Annotated in this window: 16 protein-coding genes; 5 read left to right on the plus strand and 11 right to left on the minus strand. The window is 62.2% G+C overall.

The window, feature by feature from the left end; genetic code table 11:
• Positions 1–40 precede the first annotated feature (40 nt).
• The 3 genes from PX653_RS15690 to secA form a co-directional block, all read right to left on the minus strand.
• A complete protein-coding gene (locus PX653_RS15690; protein ID WP_277413706.1) occupies positions 41–1,165 on the minus strand; it encodes a serine hydrolase domain-containing protein in 1,125 nt (374 codons plus the stop codon).
• Positions 1,166–1,272: 107 nt separating this feature from the next.
• Positions 1,273–3,144 carry a methyl-accepting chemotaxis protein gene (locus PX653_RS15695; RefSeq protein ID WP_277413707.1) on the minus strand — a complete coding sequence of 624 codons (1,872 nt, stop codon included), beginning with the start codon at positions 3,142–3,144 and terminating at the stop codon, positions 1,273–1,275.
• Between the two features lie 222 nt (positions 3,145–3,366).
• A complete protein-coding gene (gene secA, locus PX653_RS15700) occupies positions 3,367–6,135 on the minus strand; it encodes a preprotein translocase subunit SecA (protein ID WP_277413708.1) in 2,769 nt (922 codons plus the stop codon).
• 197 nt (positions 6,136–6,332) lie between these two features.
• Here secA and PX653_RS15705 point away from each other — a divergent pair, with 197 nt between their 5' ends.
• Positions 6,333–6,860, plus strand: coding sequence for a DciA family protein (locus PX653_RS15705; protein WP_277413709.1), 528 nt, complete (start codon positions 6,333–6,335; stop codon positions 6,858–6,860).
• A 12-nt stretch (positions 6,861–6,872) separates the two neighbouring features.
• Here the strand turns inward: PX653_RS15705 and lpxC are convergent, their stop codons facing one another.
• Together lpxC and PX653_RS15715 are read right to left on the minus strand one after the other, a co-directional pair.
• A complete protein-coding gene (gene lpxC, locus PX653_RS15710) occupies positions 6,873–7,808 on the minus strand; it encodes a UDP-3-O-acyl-N-acetylglucosamine deacetylase (RefSeq protein ID WP_277413710.1) in 936 nt (311 codons plus the stop codon).
• Positions 7,809–7,905: 97 nt separating this feature from the next.
• A complete protein-coding gene (locus tag PX653_RS15715; protein WP_277418582.1) occupies positions 7,906–8,748 on the minus strand; it encodes a DMT family transporter in 843 nt (280 codons plus the stop codon).
• Between the two features lie 176 nt (positions 8,749–8,924).
• Here PX653_RS15715 and PX653_RS15720 point away from each other — a divergent pair, with 176 nt between their 5' ends.
• From PX653_RS15720 to PX653_RS15735, 4 genes are all read left to right on the plus strand, one after another.
• Positions 8,925–9,407 carry a hypothetical protein gene (locus PX653_RS15720; RefSeq protein WP_277413711.1) on the plus strand — a complete coding sequence of 161 codons (483 nt, stop codon included), beginning with the start codon at positions 8,925–8,927 and terminating at the stop codon, positions 9,405–9,407.
• 57 nt (positions 9,408–9,464) lie between these two features.
• The gene (locus tag PX653_RS15725) at positions 9,465–9,953 is read left to right on the plus strand and encodes an SET domain-containing protein (protein WP_277413712.1); all 489 of its coding nucleotides are present in this window, start codon (positions 9,465–9,467) and stop codon (positions 9,951–9,953) included.
• Positions 9,954–10,425: 472 nt separating this feature from the next.
• Complete coding sequence (locus tag PX653_RS15730) at positions 10,426–12,576, plus strand: DEAD/DEAH box helicase (RefSeq protein ID WP_277413713.1); 2,151 nt, start codon at positions 10,426–10,428, stop codon at positions 12,574–12,576.
• A complete protein-coding gene (locus PX653_RS15735) occupies positions 12,573–13,241 on the plus strand; it encodes a DUF2290 domain-containing protein (RefSeq protein ID WP_277413714.1) in 669 nt (222 codons plus the stop codon). The genes PX653_RS15730 and PX653_RS15735 overlap by 4 nt, the downstream gene beginning before the upstream one ends.
• A 606-nt stretch (positions 13,242–13,847) precedes the next feature.
• Here the strand turns inward: PX653_RS15735 and PX653_RS15740 are convergent.
• From PX653_RS15740 to murC, 6 genes are all read right to left on the minus strand, one after another.
• The gene (locus PX653_RS15740) at positions 13,848–14,351 is read right to left on the minus strand and encodes a peroxiredoxin (RefSeq protein WP_277413715.1); all 504 of its coding nucleotides are present in this window, start codon (positions 14,349–14,351) and stop codon (positions 13,848–13,850) included.
• 157 nt (positions 14,352–14,508) lie between these two features.
• Complete coding sequence (gene ftsZ, locus PX653_RS15745; protein WP_277413716.1) at positions 14,509–15,720, minus strand: cell division protein FtsZ; 1,212 nt, start codon at positions 15,718–15,720, stop codon at positions 14,509–14,511.
• A 165-nt stretch (positions 15,721–15,885) separates the two neighbouring features.
• Positions 15,886–17,118, minus strand: a complete 1,233-nt coding sequence (ftsA, locus tag PX653_RS15750; protein ID WP_277413717.1) for a cell division protein FtsA — start codon at positions 17,116–17,118, stop codon at positions 15,886–15,888.
• Between the two features lie 91 nt (positions 17,119–17,209).
• Positions 17,210–17,974: a cell division protein FtsQ/DivIB gene (locus PX653_RS15755; RefSeq protein WP_277413718.1), complete on the minus strand. Its 765-nt coding sequence runs from the start codon at positions 17,972–17,974 to the stop codon at positions 17,210–17,212.
• 8 nt (positions 17,975–17,982) lie between these two features.
• Entirely contained in the window at positions 17,983–18,945 is a 963-nt protein-coding gene (locus PX653_RS15760) for a D-alanine--D-alanine ligase (protein WP_277413719.1), read from the minus strand.
• Between the two features lie 10 nt (positions 18,946–18,955).
• The gene (gene murC, locus PX653_RS15765) at positions 18,956–20,347 is read right to left on the minus strand and encodes a UDP-N-acetylmuramate--L-alanine ligase (RefSeq protein WP_277413720.1); all 1,392 of its coding nucleotides are present in this window, start codon (positions 20,345–20,347) and stop codon (positions 18,956–18,958) included.
• Positions 20,348–20,352 lie beyond the last annotated feature (5 nt).

Below are 20,352 nucleotides of genomic sequence, written 5' to 3' on the forward strand. Positions count from 1 at the left end.
CATTGGTGCCTGACCCCGCGGTGGGACACGGGCTCTTCCGTTAGCGGGGGTCGTCCAGCGCCAGCTGGCGCGCCAGCCGTTCCAGTTGGTCGGCCGCTTCCGGACCGTGGCAATTGCACGCCACCGCCACGGCCCGGTCCTGCGCCGGCACGAGGATGGCGAACAGCGTGTAGCTGCCCACGCTGCCGGCATGGGCGCTGACGCGGCCCTGGCCAGCCCGGTTCACGACACCCCAGCCAAAACCATAGTCCTCTTCTGGCGTGTGCATCAGTTCCCAGGTTTCCTTGCGCAGGAACGTCGAGTTGCCGCGCAGGCCGCGCAGGTGCTCGCGCAGCAGCTTGGCATATTCCGGCATGGCGATCGTCATGCCGCCGGCGGCCGCGCCGATGCGGGTCATGTTGTAGCGGTCGATGGCGGGATAGTCGGCACGGCGCCAGCCGCCTTCGTGCCGCACGTGGCCCGCGATGGGGCTGCCTTCGGCGTCCTCCGGAAAACCGAACGACGCCACGACACCCAGCGGCGCGAACACTTCGCGCTGCATCAGCGTCTCGAATGGGGCGCCGCCGGCCATCTCGGCAACCAGGCCGGCGACCATGTAGCCGGCATTGGAATAGATGAACGTGCCGGGCGTTTGCTGCGGGGCCTGGCGCAGCAGGTAGCGCACCGCGATGGGCCGGTCGGTCACCGGGTCGCCGGTCGCCAGCGGCAGCAGCACGACGCCGTCCGCATCATCCAGGTCGCGCTTGAAGCCGCCCCGGTGCCGCAGCAGCTGCGCCACCGTCACGCTGCGCAGCGCGGGGTGCATCTCGTCACGCCAGGCAGGGAACAGTTCGGCCAGCGTGCTGTCCCAGCGCAGCCGGCCCTGCTCCACCAGCCGCGCCAGCAGCATGGCGGTGACGGCCTTGGTTTGCGAGCCGGCCTGCACGGCATCGGTGGTCCGCAGCGGGTCATCCGCTCCGACGCGGCGCATGCCGCTGCTGGCGATGTCGGCGTGCTCCGCGCCGCCCGCGAGGACCGTCACGCCCGGCAGCCCGGCGCCGGCACGCACCCGCTCGGCCTCGGCTTTCAGGAACGCCTCTTGCGTGATTGGGGAGGGGGTATCGTCGCCGCCGCAGGCAGCCAGCAGCGCCGCCAGGCACAGTGTGCCGGTGGTGTTTCGTATCATGGACTTCCCTTGGTTGAATAGGGCGCCGCCCGCTGCGGCACCAAGGGAAGTGTAGGGAGGGTCGAGGGGGGCCGGCAGTGCCGAAAGTCATGGCCGGCCCGGCCGGATCAGTGCTCCAGCTTGAAGGTGGCCACGACCTGTTCGAGCTTGCCGGCCTGCTCCTGCAGCGAGGCGGCGGCGGCGGCGGCCTGCTCCACCAGCGCGGCGTTCTGCTGGGTGGCGTCGTCCATCTGGGCCACGCTCTGGTTGACCTGGCCGATGCCCTGGCTCTGCTCCTGGCTGGCCACCGCGATCTGCTTCATCAGCGCTTCCGCTTCGCGCACCGACTGCACGATCTCCGTCATGGCCGCGCCGGCGTCGTCGGCCAGCGCACTGCCGGCGTCCACCCGGCTGACGGAATCGAGGATCAGTTCGCGGATCTCCTTTGCCGCCGAGTGCGAGCGCTGCGCCAGCTGGCGCACTTCGCTGGCCACCACCGCAAAGCCGCGCCCCTGCTCGCCCGCGCGCGCCGCTTCCACCGCCGCGTTCAGTGCCAGGATATTGGTCTGGAACGCGATGCCGTCGATGACGGAAATGATGTCGGCGATCTTGTGCGAGCTGGCCGAGATGTCGGCCATTGTCGTGACGACCTGGGCGACCACGTCGCCCCCCTTGCCGGCCGACTGCGCGGTGGCGGCGACCAGGCGGTTGGCCTGCAGGGCGTTGTCGGCGTTCTGGCGCACCGTCGTCGTCAGCTCCTCCATCGCGGCCGCGGTCTGCTGCAGGCTGGAGGCCTGCGCTTCCGTGCGGCCCGACAGGTCCATATTGCCGTTGGCGATCTCGCTGCTGGCCGCCGCGATGACGGCCGTGCTGTCGCGCACCTCGGCGATCGTGCCGCCGAGCGACGACACGAAGCGGTTGAAGGCACGGGCCAGCGCACCGACCTCGTCCTCGCTGGCCACGGGCATCTTGCGGCTGAGGTCGCCTTCGCCGCTGGCGATCTCCTCCAGCAGGCGCGCCGCACCCATGACGGGCGCCGCGATGGTGCGCGCAATGAACCAGATGGCCACGAGGCCGATACCGCCACCGACGAGAGCCGCCGTCAACGCCGACACGGTTGCCGACTTCGCTACGTCGCCCAGCACTTCCGCTTCGGGCACCTCGGCGATCACGTACAGGTTCAACTCCGGAATGAACGACGATGCGACGAACTGGGCGCCAGCCGCGCCGTCATAGCGGGCATGGGCGAACTTCTCGCGCTTGAGCAGTTGCTGCGTCAGCTCCGGCGTGAATCCCGGCTGGTCGCGCAATGGATGCTTGCCGTCGGACAGCGCCGCCGTCTTGTGGATCAGGATATTGCCGTCGGCATTGACGAGGTAGACGAAGCCCGACTGGCCCAGCCGGTACGTGCGAATGCTTTGCGCCAGCGCGTCGGCGGACAGGCCCAGGCCGGCCGCCCCCAGCTTGCCGCCCGCGGTCTGCACGCGGGTATTGATGAACAACATGAAGTTGTCGTTGCCGGGGTTCTTGTTCAGGTCGAGACGGTACGGTACGCCGCTCGCCAGGAAGCCATAGAACCAGCCGTCGTCCGGCGACGTCTGCGACAGTGTGCGGTCATAGCCCGCTTCCGTGAAGTACTTGCCGCTGTCGGCCGCGACCCAGAACACGGTGGCGGCATGCGTGAACGCCTTGATGCGCTGCGCGTAGACATTCCAGCCGGCGATGCCCTCTTCCGGCGTGCCGGCATCCTGCCACGCGTGCAGGAACGTGTCGTTGCCCAAGGTGCGCGAGACGGACAGCGGCTCGGCGATCTGGCGCAGGATGTCGTTGCGGATTTCGCCGACCTGCGCCGGCAGCTCCGTATTGACGACGCGGTCGCGGATGTGCGCGCTGCTCATCATGACGCTGAGCGTGGACGAGATGGCGATGAACAACAGCAGGCACAGGCCCATGCTGAGCATCAGCTTGGTTTTGATCGACAGGTGGCGCAGCAGTGGCATGGTGGCGGTCTGGAATGAGATGAAACCATCTAGTCTAGCGACGCCGGTTCTATTGCGCGATGGAAAAACATCAATGGCGGCCATCGAAAAGGGCCGCGGGGAGGGAAATGCAACAGTTGCGTTGGCTTGGGGCTAACGAGTTGTCAAGCCAAAAACCCAAAAGGACAGGCACCTGGCTCGGGGCGTTTCAGCCCGAGCCAGGTGCCTGTCCCCGGTGCTTGCTTACGACAGCTTGCCGTGGCAGGCCTTGAACTTCTTGCCGCTGCCGCAAGGGCACGGGTCGTTGCGCCCCACCTTCGGTGCGCTGCTGATGCCCACTTCCGGCATGTTCGACGGCGTCGCCAGCGGTGCCAGCAGCTCTTCCGGCGCCGCGTTCGGGTTGAAGTCGGCGTGCTGGTAGTGCACGTTTTCCAGGTGGGCGGCGGCGGCGGCCATCTTCGCTTCGGCGGCCTCCACTTCCTCGCGCGACTGGATACGCACCGTCATGACCATCTTGACCACTTCGTTCTTGATCATGTCCAGCATCTGGCCGAACAGCTCGAACGCTTCGCGCTTGTATTCCTGCTTCGGGTTCTTCTGCGCGTAGCCGCGCAGGTGGATACCCTGGCGCAGGTGATCCAGCGCGGCCAGGTGCTCGCGCCAGTGGCTGTCCACGCTTTGCAGCATGACGCTGCGCTCGAAGCCGCCGAATGCATCCTTGCCGACGATGGCGATCTTGGCGTTGTACTGCTCGTCCGCCGCCGCCAGCACGCGCTCGACGATGTCCTCGTCGGTCAGGTTGGTTTCCTTCTCCAGCATCGCCGTCAGCGGCAGGTCGATCTGCCACTCGGCGGCCAGCGTGGCCTGCAGGGCCGGCACGTCCCACTGTTCCTCGACCGATTCGGCCGGCACGTATTCGCGCACCACGTCCGTGAACACGCCGTGGCGCAGGTTCTGGATCATCTCCGAGATGTCGGTCGCCTCCAGCAGCTCGTTACGCTGCTGGTAGATCACCTTGCGCTGGTCGTTGGCGACGTCGTCGTACTCGAGCAGCTGCTTACGGATGTCGAAGTTGCGTGCCTCGACCTTGCGCTGCGCCGATTCGATGGAACGGGTGACGATGCCCGCCTCGATCGGTTCGCCTTCCGGCATCTTCAGGCGTTCCATGATCGCGCGCACGCGGTCGCCGGCGAAGATGCGCAGGAGCGGATCGTCCAGCGACAGGTAGAAGCGCGACGAGCCCGGGTCGCCCTGGCGGCCGGAACGGCCACGCAGCTGGTTGTCGACGCGGCGCGACTCATGGCGCTCGGTGCCGATGATGTGCAGGCCGCCGGCCGCCACCACCTGCTCGTGCAGCGCCTGCCAGCCGTTGCGCAGCTTGTCGGCCTGCTCGGCCTTCTGCGCGTCCGTCAGCTCGGGATTCGCTTCCAGGAACTTGATCTGGTTCTCGACGTTGCCGCCCAGGACGATGTCGGTACCGCGGCCCGCCATGTTCGTGGCGATCGTGATGGCCTGGGGCGAACCGGCCTGCGCGATGATCTCCGCTTCGCGGGCGTGCTGCTTGGCGTTCAGCACGTTGTGCGGCAGCTTGGCCTTGGTCAGGATCGACGACAGCAGTTCCGAGTTCTCGATCGACGTCGTACCCACCAGCACGGGCTGGCCGCGCTCGTAGCAGTCGCGGATGTCGTTCAGCATCGCGCCGTACTTTTCCTCGGCCGACTTGTAGACCTGGTCCTGCTTGTCCTTGCGCGCAGAGGGGCGGTTCGGCGGGATGACGACCGTCTCCAGGCCGTAGATCTCCTGGAATTCATATGCTTCCGTGTCCGCCGTACCCGTCATGCCGGCCAGCTTGCCGTACATGCGGAAATAGTTCTGGAACGTGATCGACGCCAGCGTCTGGTTCTCGTTCTGGATGCGCACGCCTTCCTTGGCCTCGACCGCCTGGTGCAGGCCGTCCGACCAGCGGCGGCCCGTCATCATGCGGCCCGTGAATTCGTCGACGATGACGACTTCGCCGTTCTGCACCACGTAGTGCTGGTCCTTGTGGTACAGCGCATGCGCGCGCAGCGCCGCATACAGGTGGTGCACCAGCGTGATGTTGGCGGAGTCGTACAGCGACGCGCCTTCCGGCAGCAGGCCCATTTGTGTCAGGATCGCCTCGGCCCGCTCGTGGCCCGCTTCCGTCAGCAGCACCTGGTGCGCCTTCTCGTCCTTCGTGTAGTCGCCCGGTACCTCGACCTTGCCCTTGCCGTCCGGCGTCTCTTCGCCGACCTGCTGCACCAGCTGCGGCGGCACGGTGTTCATCTTGTGGTACAGGTCCGTGTGGTTCTCGGCCTGGCCGGAAATGATCAGCGGCGTACGCGCCTCGTCGATCAGGATCGAGTCCACTTCGTCGACGATGGCGAAGTTCAGGCCGCGCTGCACGCGCTCGCGCACTTCGAACACCATGTTGTCGCGCAGGTAGTCGAAGCCGAATTCGTTGTTGGTGCCGTAGGTGATGTCGGAGGCGTAGGCCGCCTGCTTGACGCCGTGGTCCATCTGCGACAGGTTGACGCCCGTCGTCAGGCCCAGCCAGCGGTACAGCTTGCCCATCGTCTCCGAGTCGCGCTGCGCCAGGTAGTCGTTGACGGTCACGATGTGCACGCCCTTGCCGGACAGCGCGTTCAGGTAGGCCGCCAGCGTTGCCGTCAGCGTCTTGCCCTCACCGGTGCGCATCTCGGCGATCTTTCCGTAGTGCAGCACCATACCGCCGATCAGCTGGACATCGAAGTGGCGCATCTTGAACACGCGCTTCGAGGCCTCGCGGCAGACGGCAAAGGCTTCGGGCAGCAGGTCGTCCAGCGACTCGCCCTTGGCGACGCGCTCCCGGAACTCGGGCGTCTTCGCCTGCAGCTGGGCATCGGTCAGCTTTTCGAATTCGGGTTCGAGTGCGTTGATCGCTTTTACCGTCTTTTGGTACTGCTTGAGCAACCGCTGATTACGGCTGCCGAAAATCTGGGTCAGTAAGGACATGCTTGAATTCTTGTATAAACGCCGTTAAAAAAAGCCCGCTTCAAAGCCCCGCTTTGCGACCTTGCCCAGTGCTACGCTGCCTGTGCCGAAGTTCCGTGGTGCCCGCCGATGACGAAAGACCTGTAATTTTAGCATGCGGGTTCAGGTTGGGATTGCCACCAGTAACACAATAGCGAATCTGGAAATATTCCTGTCGCATGGTGCTGCCGCGCGCGCCGCGCTGCACACGCGCCCCTGGCTGTGATATGTTTGCGCCGATGCGATTCAACTCACCCAACCAGAACCGGAACGCCGTCGAGGCCACCGACTTCCTGCGCCGCGACGGCCGCATGGCGGCGCTGCTGCCGGCCGTGCAACGCATGGCGAAACTGCAACAGGACTGCGCCGCCGTACTGCCGACCGCGTTTTCGTTCTGCGAAATCCTGGCGTTCGAGGACAGCGTACTGGTGCTGTCGACCCCGAACGCGTCGGTCGCCGCCAAGCTTAAACAGCAATTGCCAAAACTGCAAGAAGCGCTTGCGCGCAAGGGGTGGCAGGTCGACAACATCAAACTGAAAGTGCAGATGATGCGGACGATGTCGGTGGCGCCCGTCGAGCCGCGCAAGCTCGTCATTCCGGAAGTGGGGGTGGACTCGTTTGCCGAGCTGTCCGAGACGCTCGAGCCGACCAAGCAGAATGCCGCGCTGATCGAGGCGCTGCGCAAGCTGGTCGCGCACCGGCGCTAGCCGGGCCGTTCCCTAGTTATACGACCATTCCTGTTCCATCTGGCGCGCATACGAGCGCGGTGCCTGGTCGATGGAATCGTAGGAGACGATCTCGTAGGCATCCGGATGGGCCAGCAGCTCGCGCAGCAGCAGGTTGTTCAGCGCATGGCCCGACTTGTGCGCCTCGTAGGCGCAGATCAGCGGGTGGCCGATCACGTACAGGTCGCCGATGGCGTCGAGGATCTTGTGGCGCACGAACTCGTCGTCGTAGCGCAGGCCGTCGGGATTGAGGATGCGGTATTCGTCCATCACGATGGCGTTTTCCAGCGAGCCGCCACGCGCCAGGCCGATCCCGCGCAGCATTTCCACGTCCTGCATGAAGCCGAACGTGCGTGCCCGCGCCACCGCCTGGATGTACGAGTGCTCGCCGAAATCGACCTGCGCGCGCTGCGCGGTGCCGTCCACGGCGGGGTGGTTGAATTCGATGAAGAAGTCCAGCTTGAAGCCTTCGTGCGGCACCAGCCGGGCCCATTTTTCGCGGGCGCCCTCGCCATCGCGCACTTCGACCGGTTTCAGGATGCGGATGAATTTCTTCGGCGCTTCCTGCTCCGCCAGGCCGGCCTGCTGCAGCAGGTAGACGAAGGACGACGCGGAGCCGTCCATGATCGGGATTTCCTCGGCGCTGACGTCGACGTACAGGTTGTCGATCCCCAGGCCCGCGCACGCCGACAGCAGGTGCTCGATGGTCGAGACGCGGGCGCCGTCCTTGATCATCACGGTGGCCATGCGGGTGTCGCCGATCTCCATCGGCCCCACCGGAAAGATCACCGGCGGCTTCAGGTCGACGCGCGCGAAGATGATGCCCGTGTCGGGCGGCGCGGGACGCAGCGTCAGCTCCACCTTGGTTCCCGAGTGCACTCCCACACCGATGGTGCGGACCTGTTCCTTGATCGTACGTTGTTTCAGCATCCGGCGATTATATCGGCTTTCCTTGCCGGGCGTTGCCGGCCGTTGCGCCCCGTTCACGGCTGTGATCCGCGATGAAACACAATAAGACAACACGCCGTCAGGGATGCTCCGCTTCCTTGTGCACGGCCTCGCGGCGGGCCAGGTAGACGCCGCTGGCGATGATGATGGTGGCGCCCACGACCGTCCAGCGGTCCGGCAGCGTGTTCCACAAGGCCCAGTCGATCGCCACGCCCCACGCCAGCGCCGTGTACTCGAACGGCGCGACGACGGACGCCTTGCCCATGCTGAACGCGCGCGTGATCGCCAGCTGGCCCAGGAAGCCGCTGACGGCCAGCGTCGCCAGCACGGGCCAGTCCTCCAGCCGCAGCGGCACCCAGCCGCTCCACGCCAGCGGCAGCGCGCCGCAGCCCATCATGACGAGGATCCAGAACATGATCTGCTCGTTGGTATCGGTACGCGACAGGATGCGGCTGGCGATGGCCGAGACGGCATAGCAGGCCGCCGACCCCAGCACCGCCAGCCCGGCCACGGAGATGAAGCTGGTGCCCTCGGGGCGCAGCACGACAAGCACGCCGACCAGGCCGACGACGATGGCCAGCCACTGCATGCCGTCCACCCGCTCCTTCAGCACCAGCACGGACAGCGCCGTGATCAGCGCGGGCGCGATGAAGAACACGGAATAGGTCTCGGCCAGTGGCATCGATTGCAGGGCATAGGCGAACATCGTCAGCATGCCGATGCCGAGCGCGCCGCGCAGCAGCTGCAGGCGCCAGTGCACGCGCAGCAGCGTGGGGAACTTGCCGCGGTAGCCGACCCACGCACAGACCAGCGGCAGGGAGGAGAACGAGCGCAGTACCGTCACCTGCATGGCCGGGTAGCGGGCTGCCAAGAGCTTCATCGCCGTGTCCATCACGGAGAAGATGGCGACGGCGGTGACCATCGCGTAGATGGCGTGCAGGTTTTCCTTGGCTGGCAGGGGTTTCGTTGCTGAGTACTGCAATGGGACTCCGATCGGTCGGTGGTGGCCCATCCATTCTACGCAAAGACTTGTAACAATGTCAGGCCCCCGCATGGCGCGGCTTGCCTTACACTGGCATTCCCTATCGAGGAGCCGAGATGAGATCCCTGACCCTGGTCGCCCTGTTGCTGGCCGGCGCCGTGCCTGTTGCGGCTCATGCCGCCGATGTTCCCGCCGCCGACGACTGCGCCGGCGCGGCATTGCCGTTGCTGCTGCACGAGCTGCCGGCCGAGATCCAGGGCCTGCTGGGGCGCGGCCGGGCCGGTATCGCCGGCCTGGCCGATACGAACGAACGCTTCAGCGCAACCGACGCGCTCAGCATCAACCCCGCACCGATGACGCGCTTTCGCTGGGCCGGCCAGGGCGTGGACTGCTATGCCGTCACGCTGGAACGGGGCGGCTTCATGCGCCACATCGAGACGGCCGTGCTGCGCCGTGTCGAGGGCGCGTGGCGCGTGATGGGCATGCGTGCGCCGCACCCTGCGGAAATGGGCAAGCCGGGCAACGCGCCGGCACCGGAAGCGGATGCCTGGGACGCCGTGGACATCTCGAAGATCCAGTGGCGCGCGACGACGAAATAATGGGCGGCGCAGCCACAACGAATCGTGCGACGCACCAACGCGCGGTATCATTTCGACATGACCAAGCCAGCCAAAACCCCTACTCCCCTGTTTGAAGTCCACGAGTCCCCGATCCACGGCCGGGGCGTCTTCGCCCGCCGCAAGATCAAGGCCGGCCAGCGCATCGTCGAATACACGGGCGAGATCGTCGACTGGGACGAAACCTGTCGCCGTACCGCCGCGAAGGGCGGCCCGATCAACCACACGTTCTTCTTCACGCTCAACGACGGCATGCTGATCGACGGCGGCGCGGGCGGCAACGAGTCGCGCTTCATCAACCACTCGTGCGAGCCGAACTGCGAAGCGATGGAAGACGAAGGCCGGGTCTACATCCACGCGCTGGTGGACATCGAGAAGGGCGAGGAGCTCAAGTACAACTATGGCCTGATCTACGACGAGCGGCACACGCCGGCCGTCAAGAAGGCGTTCGCTTGCCATTGCGGCGCGCCCACGTGCACCGGCGTGATGCTGGCGCCGAAGAAGCGCAGCCGGAAGAAGGCGGCATGAACCTGGCAGCGCGGCAATAAAGTAATCTCTATTGAATCCAGCTGCGCCCCAACGCCAAGCGTGCCACCACGTTGAAGACCCGCAGTAAGTCCTCAGACCAAGCCGACGGCCGCCGCACTAGACGAAAGGATGTTCCGCGTCAGAGTAAAGCGAACTGACTTGACGCAGAATTGCCTATGGGGCAAAGTGCAGCAGAGACAACTCGTTCTAACAGCCAACAATTTGCAAGCTGATTAGGTGACAGCTCTGCGGACAACTACTTCAAATGCGTCAGAAGCCGCCCCATCGGAATCATTGCTAAACGCGAAGGTCCGATGCGATACTTGGCTACTCTCCAATATGCTGACGGCGGCAAACCATTATATTGAGCTATTATTGGCCGGCGAAAACAGGTGCTTACATCACCTTCACAATTCCACGCGCAAGTGCGGCAACGTGTGTTTGCCAGCGCGCAAAAAACATAGGTATATATATGATCACGACTATCTGGGGCACAACCAAAAAGCCTATTTCGTCGCAGCGCCTTGCCGACTTTTTTCAAGAAAACCCACAACTAACGGGTACGTTATACTTGGGGTATCCCGTAATAGGAACTCCCGAAGGCGCATTTCCCATCGATGCAATATGGATAAATGAAGAGAAAGGAATTATACTCTTTAATCTAGTTGAAGGTCGATCTCTAAATGGCTATGACGAGGTTCAAGATGACAGTGCTAATAAGCTTGAGGCCAAGCTTCGCAATCATCGAACACTGATGCAGGGCAGGAAGCTGCTAGTCAACATTACGCCGATAACATTTGCTCCCTTATCACGCGCTGGCGATGCAATCGACGAATATCACCTATTAGCAAACGAAGAGACCCTGCTAGGCTGCATCGAGAATATCCCAAACAACAGTCGAGCTTATCACGAAGCGGTAGCTGTGATCCAGTCAATCTCGACAATTCGCAAAGGAGTCAGGCGACGTAATCTAACGCAGCCCGACTCCCGCGGCGCCAAACTAAAGCGGCTCGAAGATTCTATTGCGAATTTGGACAATCTCCAGGGTAGGGCCGTTATAGAAACAGTTGAAGGAGTTCAACGGATAAGAGGCCTTGCAGGCTCCGGGAAAACAATTATCTTGGCGCTAAAGGCCGCGTACTTGCACGCGCAGCACCCAGATTGGAAGATTGCGGTAACGTTCCATACGCGCTCCTTAAAAGGTCAGTTCAAACGCTTAATAAACACATTCTTTATTGAGCAAACAAACGAAGAGCCTGATTGGAATAATTTACAGGTAATTAACTCATGGGGTGCGCCCGGCTCCTCAGAGCGAAACGGTGTATATTACACATATTGCAAGGAAACCGGAGCAGAATACTTGGACCTTGCCGGCGCCAAAGAAAAGTTCAATTATGGTAAAGAATTTGAAGGTGCATGTGAACTTGCCCTTACGCAAGCAATATCACTCGAAGAGCAAGTCTACGACGCCATTCTTGTGGATGAAGCCCAAGATCTGTCGGCAGCATTTTTGAAAATATGTTACCAGCTTTTGGGCAAGAAGAAGCGCCTTGTGTATGCGTACGACGAATTGCAGAACCTTGGAAGTAGTTCGCTTCCACCACCGGAGGATATTTTCGGAAACGACGAGAAAGGCAATCCGGTTGTATCGTTCGATGCCCCCGTTCCTGGGAAACCTCAACAAGATATTATTCTTGAAAAGTGCTATCGAAATTCGCGCCCAATTCTGGCCACGGCTCATGCATTAGGCTTTGGAATTTATCGTACGCCGCCTACAGGACTCACGACTGGACTTATTCAAATGTTTGACCAGAAGAATCTTTGGCTGGACGTAGGCTACGTCGCGACAGAAGGTAGGCTTGAAGATGGTCAGAAAGTCAGGTTATCGCGAACTGAAGAAAGCAGCCCCAAATTTCTAGAGGACCATTCGGATGTTAATGACCTAATACAATTTCATGTCTTCAACAATGAGGGCGAGCAGGCTGCTTGGCTAGCAAATGCGGTAAAGCAAAATCTCACCAAAGACGAGCTTACGCCTCACGATATCGTTGTAATTAATCCGGATCCCTTGTCCACTAGAAAAGCGGTCGGCCCGATCAGGAAAATCTTATTTGATGACGGGATTTCCACTCATCTCGCGGGCGTAGATACATCACCCGACGTGTTCTTTGATGACGATGGTGATTCGATCGCATTCACTGGGATATTTCGCGCCAAGGGAAATGAAGCCGGAATGGTGTACATTATTAACGCTCAGGATTGCTATGGATCGTGGGGCAGTCCTGCCCGCGTACGTAATCAACTCTTTACAGCAATAACGCGAAGCAAGGGATGGGTTAGAGTGTTGGGCACCGGACCCAACATGGAAAAATTAAGAAATGAATATGAAGAAACGGTAAGAAACAAATTTGACCTTCAATTCACATATCCGACCGCAGATGAGCGAAAACATCTAAACATCATAAATCGCGACAAGGACGAAAGAATAATCCGGCAGGGAGCCGACAGCTTGAATAATCTTATTAACGATATGCTTTCTGGAAACATGTATATCGAAGATCTCCCCCCAGTACAGGTTGAAACGCTGCGGCGCCTTTTAACTCGTGAAGAGAAGAATAAATGACCTCGTCAGTAAAAGTATATAATCAGATCAAGGACCTGACCGCCTATCTTATCGGTCAAAGTCTGTGTAATGATCAACAATTCCCGACTTTGGCAAACTATGGAAAAGTGACTGAAATTTCCTTCCCTGGAGCCAAAAATCTGGGGAACACTTTGAAAAACGTAGCATATAGCGACATTTATGCAGAAATGCTAAGAACTCATGCGTATAGCGTTCGCATGATAGATGGAGCTCTTCTACAGCTCATGTATCGCTTCCACGATGAGAAATGTTCGGCGCATCGCTTAGCATTTTTTCCATCACCTGATCTAGGCGAGTTTCAGAACAATCCAGACATCTATGAAGCAGATGAAATTTATGCCGATATACTAGCAAAAAACATTGTCACATTCCCGGTTCGATTTGACTACGACGACGATGATGCTTTATTTGTAGAACTTCATCATCCCAAATCGCATTTAACACTTGGACAGTACAAGAATTGCCGAATTCCTGTGAATGGGCCACTTAGTCCTCGAACCTTTTTGGATTTTATATTACGAAGCTTCTATAATACTGCTCATCGCAAGTATTGCGAGGACTTACCGAAACCGGACTTTAGTTTTGACGAGACCATTGTTGGCGCCGAATCTAAAGTGATGCATGTTTTTGCTCCCCGCCATTAGATTTGATAGCGGGTACACGAAGGTGTGTGCCGGAAACCGGGTCAAGCGGACTGGTTTCCTAACGGGCCGGTCTGATATATGAGCGATATCACCCTTTTTCCTTAATTTTATTTAGCGGCTAGGCTCAAGGATATGATGTAAGACTGGGGTAAACAGCTTAACATAGGTAAGGACTCTCACTGCTGGCTTTGAAATTTTTCCAGCTAGCATGAGCCAGCCCAGCAGGATGACCATCAGGGATTTTCGTGTAGTGAAAGGGCGGTAGAACGCGACTGTAGAAAATTCGATGTTTTTTCTGCTGAACATGATTTTCTGCACCACAGTGTTTAAAGCCGCCACGACAACAATTCTCCCTCGGCCACAATTGCAATCGTAGAACGTTAGCGAACGAATTGGGTGCAGCGTAGAACTGCTTAGATATCGAACGCGTTGATCAGTTCAGCGAGCTCAAACCAGTAAGTAGGCATAACATTCGGTCACCTCGGCGGATATGCCTAGGCTAGAAATTTTCGAGCTTTGTATCCAGCTACAGGCAGCGGCACCGATCTCAAGGCGTTACCGCCTTGAGATCGGTGCTTGTTACCACGGGTTACTGCCAGCGCCGGATTACACCTGCGTCAGCATCGTCTCCGCATTCGACACCTCGAACTTGCCGCCCTGCTCCACGTTGAGCTGCTTGACGACGCCGTCCTCGACCAGCATCGAGTAGCGCTGCGAGCGCGTGCCCATGCCGAACTTGGAGAAGTCGGCGTCCAGGCCCAGCGCCTTCGTGAACGCGGCATTGCCGTCGCCGAACATGCGCACGATGCCGGTGGCTTTCAGCTCGCGGCCCCAGGCGCCCATGACGAAGGCGTCGTTGACGGAGATGCACCAGATCTCGTCGATACCCTTGGCCTTCAGTGCGTCGGCGTGGGCGATGTAGCCCGGCACGTGCTGTGCCGAGCAGGTGGGCGTGTAGGCGCCCGGCAGGCCGAAGACGGCGATCTTCTTGCCCTTGGCCAGTTCCTGCACGTTGAACGTGTTCGGGCCCAGCGCGCAGCCTTCGGTTTCGACTTCGATGAATTCGGACAGCGTGCCTTCCGGCAGCTTGTCGCCGATCTTGATGGTCATGGTGACTCCTCGATTGCTACGATAAAAAAAGGCCGCGTCAGGCGCGGCCAGCCTCCGGCAGCAGTATGCCAGAGGGCGAGCAATCTTGCTCAAAGTGCCAGGCCCCTCTCACGTAGGCCCGGCAGCGGGCGTCCCGCAGGACGCCCTGGCTCGACAATCAGTCGGCCTGCTTGCGCAGGAACGCCGGAATGTCGTACGTCTCCATGCCGTTCTTTTCCATCGCGCGCACCTGCTCGGAGGCGGACTCGCGGCGCCATACGGCCGGCGCCTTCATGCCTTCGAACGACTGGCCGGCACCGATGCCCGCGCCCATCGAGACGGACGTGGAACCGACGCCACCGCCCAGCGCGGCCTGCGCGCCCAGGGCACCGTTGGTACCGGTGCGCAGCACCTGCTGGGGCACCAGCTGCACGTGCTTCTTGGCCTTGCCCAGGCCCGTCGCCACGACGGTTACGCGGATGGCGTCACCCATCGAGTCGTCGTACGCGATGCCTTGCGCGATCGACGCGTCCGGTGCGGCGAACGCGCGCACGGCAGCCATGACTTCCTTGATCTCCTTGCCCTTCAGGCCACGGCTGGCCGTGACGTTGACCAGCACGCCGCGCGCGCCGGACAGGTCGATGCCGTCCAGCAGCGGCGACGCGACGGCCTGCTCGGCCGCGATGCGGGCGCGGTCCACGCCGGAAGCCGTGGCGGTTCCCATCATGGCCTTGCCCTGCTCGCCCATGATCGTCTTGACGTCGTTGAAGTCGACGTTGATGTGGCCCGGCACGTTGATGATCTCGGCGATACCGGCGACGGCGTTGTTCAGCACGTCGTCGGCGTGCTGCAGCCACTCGATCAGCGATTCGTCTTCGTAGATTTCTTCCAGCTTCTCGTTCAGGATCACGATCAGCGAGTCGACGTTCTGCGACAACTGCTCCAGGCCCTCGTCGGCGATGTCCATGCACTTCTGGCCTTCGTGCGAGAACGGCTTGGAGACGACGGCGACCGTCAGCGCGCCCAGCGACTTGGCCACTTCGGCCACGATCGGCGCCGCGCCCGTGCCCGTGCCGCCGCCCATGCCGGCCGCGATGAACACCATGTGCGCGCCGCGCAGCGCGTCTTCGATGCGGGCGCGCGATTCCTCGGCCAGCTTGCGGCCGACCTCGGGCTTCATGCCCGCGCCCAGGCCGGTCTCGCCGATCTGGATGATGTTGCCGGCCTTGGAAGCCGACAACGCCTGGGCATCGGTATTGGCGGCGATGAACTCGACGCCGCTCATACCTTTGTTGATCATGTGCTGCACGGCGTTGCCGCCGGCACCACCGACGCCGACGACCTTGATCACCGTTCCCAGTGCTGCGTTATCGACCATATCGAACTCCATGATGTGCTCCTAAAAGAATGCGGTTTCAAGCGCCAGGCCTCATATCGGTAGGAGAACTGGCGACTGAACAGCGCAAAAATATAATTGAATGAGAAAACCCAAATACCTGAGATCCTGTACCGCCCTGGTGAACGCCACCGCAACCGCCGCGACGCCCTCCTCTTTTTAGAAATTACCCAGGAACCACTCCTTCATGCGCTGCCACACCGCCTTCACCGACCCGTCCTGGCGCGTCACGATATGCCCGCGCAGATACTGCTTCTTCGCTTCCAGCAGCAAGCCGAGCACGGTGGCGTAGCGGGGGCTGCGCACCACGTCGGCCAGCTGGCCGCGATAGTCCGGCGTGCCCATGCGCGCCGGTTTCAGGAAGATGTCTTCTGCCATTTCGACCATGCCTGGCATGATCGCCGTGCCCCCGGTCAGCACGATGCCGGACGAGAGCACGCCCTCGTAGCCGGATTCGCGCACGACCTGGTGCACCATGGCGAACAACTCCTCCACGCGCGGCTCGATGACGGCAGCCAACGCCTGGCGGGAGAGGTTGCGGGGGCCGCGGTCGCCCAGGCCCGGCACTTCCAGGTGTTCCCCCGGATCTGCCAGCACCTGCTTGGCCACGCCGTAACGGATCTTGATTTCTTCCGCTTCCGAGGTGGGGGTCCGCAAGGCCATTGCGATGTCGTTGGTGATCTGGTCACCGGCGATAGGGATCACTGCCGTATGGCGGATCGCGCCGTCCGAGAACACTGCAACGTCGGTGGTGCCGCCGCCGATATCGATCAGCACTACACCCAATTCTTTTTCGTCCGGCGTCAGTACGGCATCGGCCGATGCCATTGGCTGCAGGATCAGGTCGGAGACCTCGAGCCCGCAGCGGCGCACGCACTTGACGATATTCTGTACGGCGCTGACGGCGCCGGTCACGATGTGGACTTTCACTTCCAGGCGGATGCCGCTCATGCCGATCGGCTCGCGCACGTCTTCCTGGCTGTCGACGATGAATTCTTGCGGCACGGTGTGGAGCAGCTGCTGGTCGGTCGGGATATTAACCGCCTTCGCCGTTTCGATGACGCGCGCCACGTCCGTTGCCGTGACTTCCTTTTCCTTGATGGCGACCATGCCGCTCGAATTGAAGCTGCGGATATGGCTGCCCGCGATGCCCGCGTAGACGTTGCGGATCTTGCAGTCGGCCATCAGCTCCGCCTCTTCGAGGGCGCGCTGGATGGATTCCACGGTCGCTTCGATGTTCACCACCACGCCTTTTTTCAGGCCCTTCGATTCGTGCTGGCCCAGCCCGATCACTTCGTGGCGTCCATCGCCCATCACCTCGGCCACGACCGCCACCACCTTGGAGGTGCCGATGTCGAGGCCGACGATCAGGTTTTTCGCGTCTTTTGTCATCTGTTTTGCCTGCTGTTCTTTTCGTCTTCGTTGCTGCCGCCGTGCGGCTTGCTGTTTCTCGTGTCTGTTGTCTTACTGTCAGGTCTTACAGCTACCTGTGCGGCTTCTCGGCCGGTATCTTGAGTCCAGTCGCCGACAGCGCCAGACCGTTCTGGTAGCGCATGTCGATGTTCTCGATGTTCTGCACGCGGCTGGCCAGCTGCGGCCAGATGCCGACCAGGCGCTGCACGCGCTCGTGCAAGGTCGTCGGCGTTTGCTCGCGGCCCAGCGCCACGCTCATGCCGTTATCGAGCGTGACCGTCCACGCATAACGGCCCGACAGGGCCAGGCCTTGCGGCGCCAGTTTCACCGGCGCGAACCACTTGCGCAGCTCGCCGTAGCGCGTCAGCACTTCCTTCTCGCTGCCCTCCGGCCCGGAGAACTGCGGCAGCGCATGGTCCTCTTCCGCCTCGGCCAGGTTGGCGGTAAACACGTCGCCCTTGACCGACAGCAGCCGGCCGTCCTCGCCCCACGTGCCCAGCGCCTCGTGCTCTTCCACTTCCACGATCAGCTGATCGGGCCATTCGCGCCGCACGGTGGCGCGCCGCACCCACGGTACCGTCTCGAATACCTGGCGTACCGCATCCAGGTTCGCCGTGAAGAAGTTCCCCACGATGCGGCCCTGGGTGCCGTTCTTCAGCGTCAGGAGGTTCACGTGGCGCAGCTCGGCGCGGTCCATGGACTCAACGCGGATGGTGCGCAAATCGAATACAGGGCGGTGCGCGATCCACCACACGCCCGCGACCACGCAAGCGCCCATCACCACGGCCAGGATGCCGTTGGCGACTGCATTCAGGGCTTTCGCGTCATGCCACATTGCGTCTCTCAGCCTTTGGCGTTCTTCAGGCGCGCCGTGCGCAGGATCGCCACGCACAACTCCTCGTACGACATGCCCACCGCGCGCGCGGCCATCGGCACCAGCGAATGGCTCGTCATGCCGGGCGACGTGTTCACCTCCAGCAGGAACGGCTGGTTATCGTGCGCCCGCAGCAGCACGTCGACGCGGCCCCAGCCCTCGCAGCCCAGCGTGCGGTAGGCCTGCACGGCCAGGCGCTGCATCTCGGCCTGCGTCGCCTCGTCCAGCTGCGGCGGGCAGAAGTACTGCGTCACGTCCGTGAAATACTTGTTCTGGTAGTCGTAGTCGCCTTCCGGTGCCACGATCTCCACCACCGGCAGCGCGCGTGCATCCGCGCCCGTGCCCAGCACGGCCACCGTGAACTCGCGCCCGGCCACGAACGATTCGGCCAGCACCGAGTCGTCCAGCGGCGCGCACTTGTCGTAGGCGGCCTGGAAGTCGGCCAGCGCCTCCACTTTCGAGAAGCCGATCGACGAGCCTTCGTGCGGCGGCTTGACGATCAACGGCAGGCCCAGGTCGGCGGCGGCCGCATTCAGGTCGGAATCCGCATGCAGCACGGCGTAAGCCGGCGTCGGGATGCCTTCCTTCAGCCACAGGATCTTGGTCGTGATCTTGTCCATCGCGATCGCGCTCGTCATCACGCCGCTGCCCGTGTACGGGATGCCCAGCAGCTCCAGGGCGCCCTGCAGCGTGCCATCCTCGCCATAGCGGCCATGCAGCGCGATGAACACGCGGTCGAACTGTTCCGCGGCCAGTTCGGCCAGCGAACGCTGCCCCGTGTCGAACGGGTGGGCGTCGATGCCCTGGCTTTGCAGCGCCTGCAGCACGCCGGTGCCGGACATGATGGAGACGTCGCGTTCGGCCGAGCGGCCGCCCAGCAGGACGCCGACCTTGCCCAGCGCGCGTACTTCGTCTTGAGTGAGAGTCGTCATGGCCGTGCCTTCAGTTCGGTTGATAGTTGACCAGTTTGGCCGGCACGCCGCCGATGGCGCCCGCGCCCATCGTCAGCACGACGTCGCCGTCGCGCACCACGTTCATGAGCGCTTCCGGCAGGTCGGCGATGGTCTCGACGAACACCGGTTCCGTCTTGCCGCGGGCGCGGATGGCGCGCACCAGCGCGCGCCCGTCGGCGCCCACGATCGGCGCTTCGCCGGCCGGGTACACGTCGACCAGCACCAGCATGTCGACCTTCGAGAGCACCTTGACGAAGTCCTCGAACAGGTCACGCGTGCGGCTGTAGCGGTGCGGCTGGAACGCCAGCACGATGCGGCGGCCCGGATACGCGGCGCGGGCCGCGGCCAGCGTCACTTCGGTTTCGACGGGATGGTGGCCGAAGTCGTCCACCAGCGCGAACGTTCCGCCCTGCGGTGCCGCCACGTCGCCATACTTGGTGAAGCGGCGGCCCACGCCGGCGAATTCCGCCAGGCCGGCCTGCGTGTCCTTGTCCTCGATGCCGATCTCGCGGGCGATGGCAATCGCCGAGCAGGCGTTCTGCACGTTGTGCATGCCGGGCTGGTTCAGCACGAACGCCGTGTCCGGATAGCCTTCCTGCCGCACCGTGAAGTGCATCTGCGTGCCGACCGCGCGGGCATCGATGGCGCGCACCTCGGCATCCTCGGCGAAGCCGTACGTCGTCACCGGCTTCGTCACCTGCGGCAGGATGCTGCGCACGTGGGGATCGTCGATGCACAGCATCGCACGGCCGTAGAACGGCAGGCGGTGCGTGAAGTGCACGAACGCGGCCTTGAGCTTCTCGAAATCGTGCTCGTAGGTTTCCATGTGGTCGGCGTCGATGTTGGTGATCACCTCGATCATCGGCGCCAGGTTCAGGAACGATGCATCCGATTCGTCCGCTTCGGCCACCAGGTACTCGCCCGAGCCCAGCTTGGCGTTGGCGCCGGCGGCGGTCAGGCGGCCGCCGATCACGAACGTCGGGTCCAGGCCGCCCTTGTACAGCACGGAAGCGACCAGCGACGTCGTCGTGGTCTTGCCGTGCGTGCCCGCGATGGCGATGCCGCGCTTCAGGCGCATCAGCTCACCCAGCATCACCGCGCGCGGCACGATGGGGATCTTGCGGCGGCGCGCTTCCAGCACCTCCGGGTTATCGGCCTTGACGGCGGTGGACGTGACGACGGCATCGGCCTCGCCCACGTAGGCGGCCGCGTGGCCCTGGTGCACGGTCGCACCCATGTCGGCGAGGCGCTGCGTCACCGCATTGCTGCCCAGGTCCGAGCCGGACACGTTGTAGCCCAGCGTCACCAGCACCTCGGCGATGCCGCTCATGCCGCTGCCGCCGATGCCGACGAAGTGAATGTTTTTGACTTTATGCTTCATTTGTT

This window comes from Pseudoduganella chitinolytica, assembly GCF_029028125.1.
Taxonomy (GTDB): domain Bacteria; phylum Pseudomonadota; class Gammaproteobacteria; order Burkholderiales; family Burkholderiaceae_D; genus Rugamonas; species Rugamonas chitinolytica.

Excerpts from the sequence above, each read along its gene's own strand:
- PX653_RS15720 (WP_277413711.1), top strand. The coding sequence starts at position 8,925 with ATGAGATCCCTGACCCTGGTCGCCCTGTTGCTGGCCGGCGCCGTGCCT.
- ftsA (WP_277413717.1), bottom strand. The coding sequence starts at position 17,118 with ATGACAAAAGACGCGAAAAACCTGATCGTCGGCCTCGACATCGGCACC.
- PX653_RS15705 (WP_277413709.1), top strand. The coding sequence starts at position 6,333 with ATGGTGCTGCCGCGCGCGCCGCGCTGCACACGCGCCCCTGGCTGTGAT.
- PX653_RS15730 (WP_277413713.1), top strand. The coding sequence starts at position 10,426 with ATGATCACGACTATCTGGGGCACAACCAAAAAGCCTATTTCGTCGCAG.
- lpxC (WP_277413710.1), bottom strand. The coding sequence starts at position 7,808 with ATGCTGAAACAACGTACGATCAAGGAACAGGTCCGCACCATCGGTGTG.
- PX653_RS15760 (WP_277413719.1), bottom strand. The coding sequence starts at position 18,945 with ATGACGACTCTCACTCAAGACGAAGTACGCGCGCTGGGCAAGGTCGGC.
- secA (WP_277413708.1), bottom strand. The coding sequence starts at position 6,135 with ATGTCCTTACTGACCCAGATTTTCGGCAGCCGTAATCAGCGGTTGCTC.
- ftsZ (WP_277413716.1), bottom strand. The coding sequence starts at position 15,720 with ATGGAGTTCGATATGGTCGATAACGCAGCACTGGGAACGGTGATCAAG.
- murC (WP_277413720.1), bottom strand. The coding sequence starts at position 20,347 with ATGAAGCATAAAGTCAAAAACATTCACTTCGTCGGCATCGGCGGCAGC.
- PX653_RS15690 (WP_277413706.1), bottom strand. The coding sequence starts at position 1,165 with ATGATACGAAACACCACCGGCACACTGTGCCTGGCGGCGCTGCTGGCT.
- PX653_RS15740 (WP_277413715.1), bottom strand. The coding sequence starts at position 14,351 with ATGACCATCAAGATCGGCGACAAGCTGCCGGAAGGCACGCTGTCCGAA.
- PX653_RS15695 (WP_277413707.1), bottom strand. The coding sequence starts at position 3,144 with ATGCCACTGCTGCGCCACCTGTCGATCAAAACCAAGCTGATGCTCAGC.
- PX653_RS15715 (WP_277418582.1), bottom strand. The coding sequence starts at position 8,748 with ATGGTCACCGCCGTCGCCATCTTCTCCGTGATGGACACGGCGATGAAG.
- PX653_RS15735 (WP_277413714.1), top strand. The coding sequence starts at position 12,573 with ATGACCTCGTCAGTAAAAGTATATAATCAGATCAAGGACCTGACCGCC.
- PX653_RS15725 (WP_277413712.1), top strand. The coding sequence starts at position 9,465 with ATGACCAAGCCAGCCAAAACCCCTACTCCCCTGTTTGAAGTCCACGAG.
- PX653_RS15755 (WP_277413718.1), bottom strand. The coding sequence starts at position 17,974 with ATGTGGCATGACGCGAAAGCCCTGAATGCAGTCGCCAACGGCATCCTG.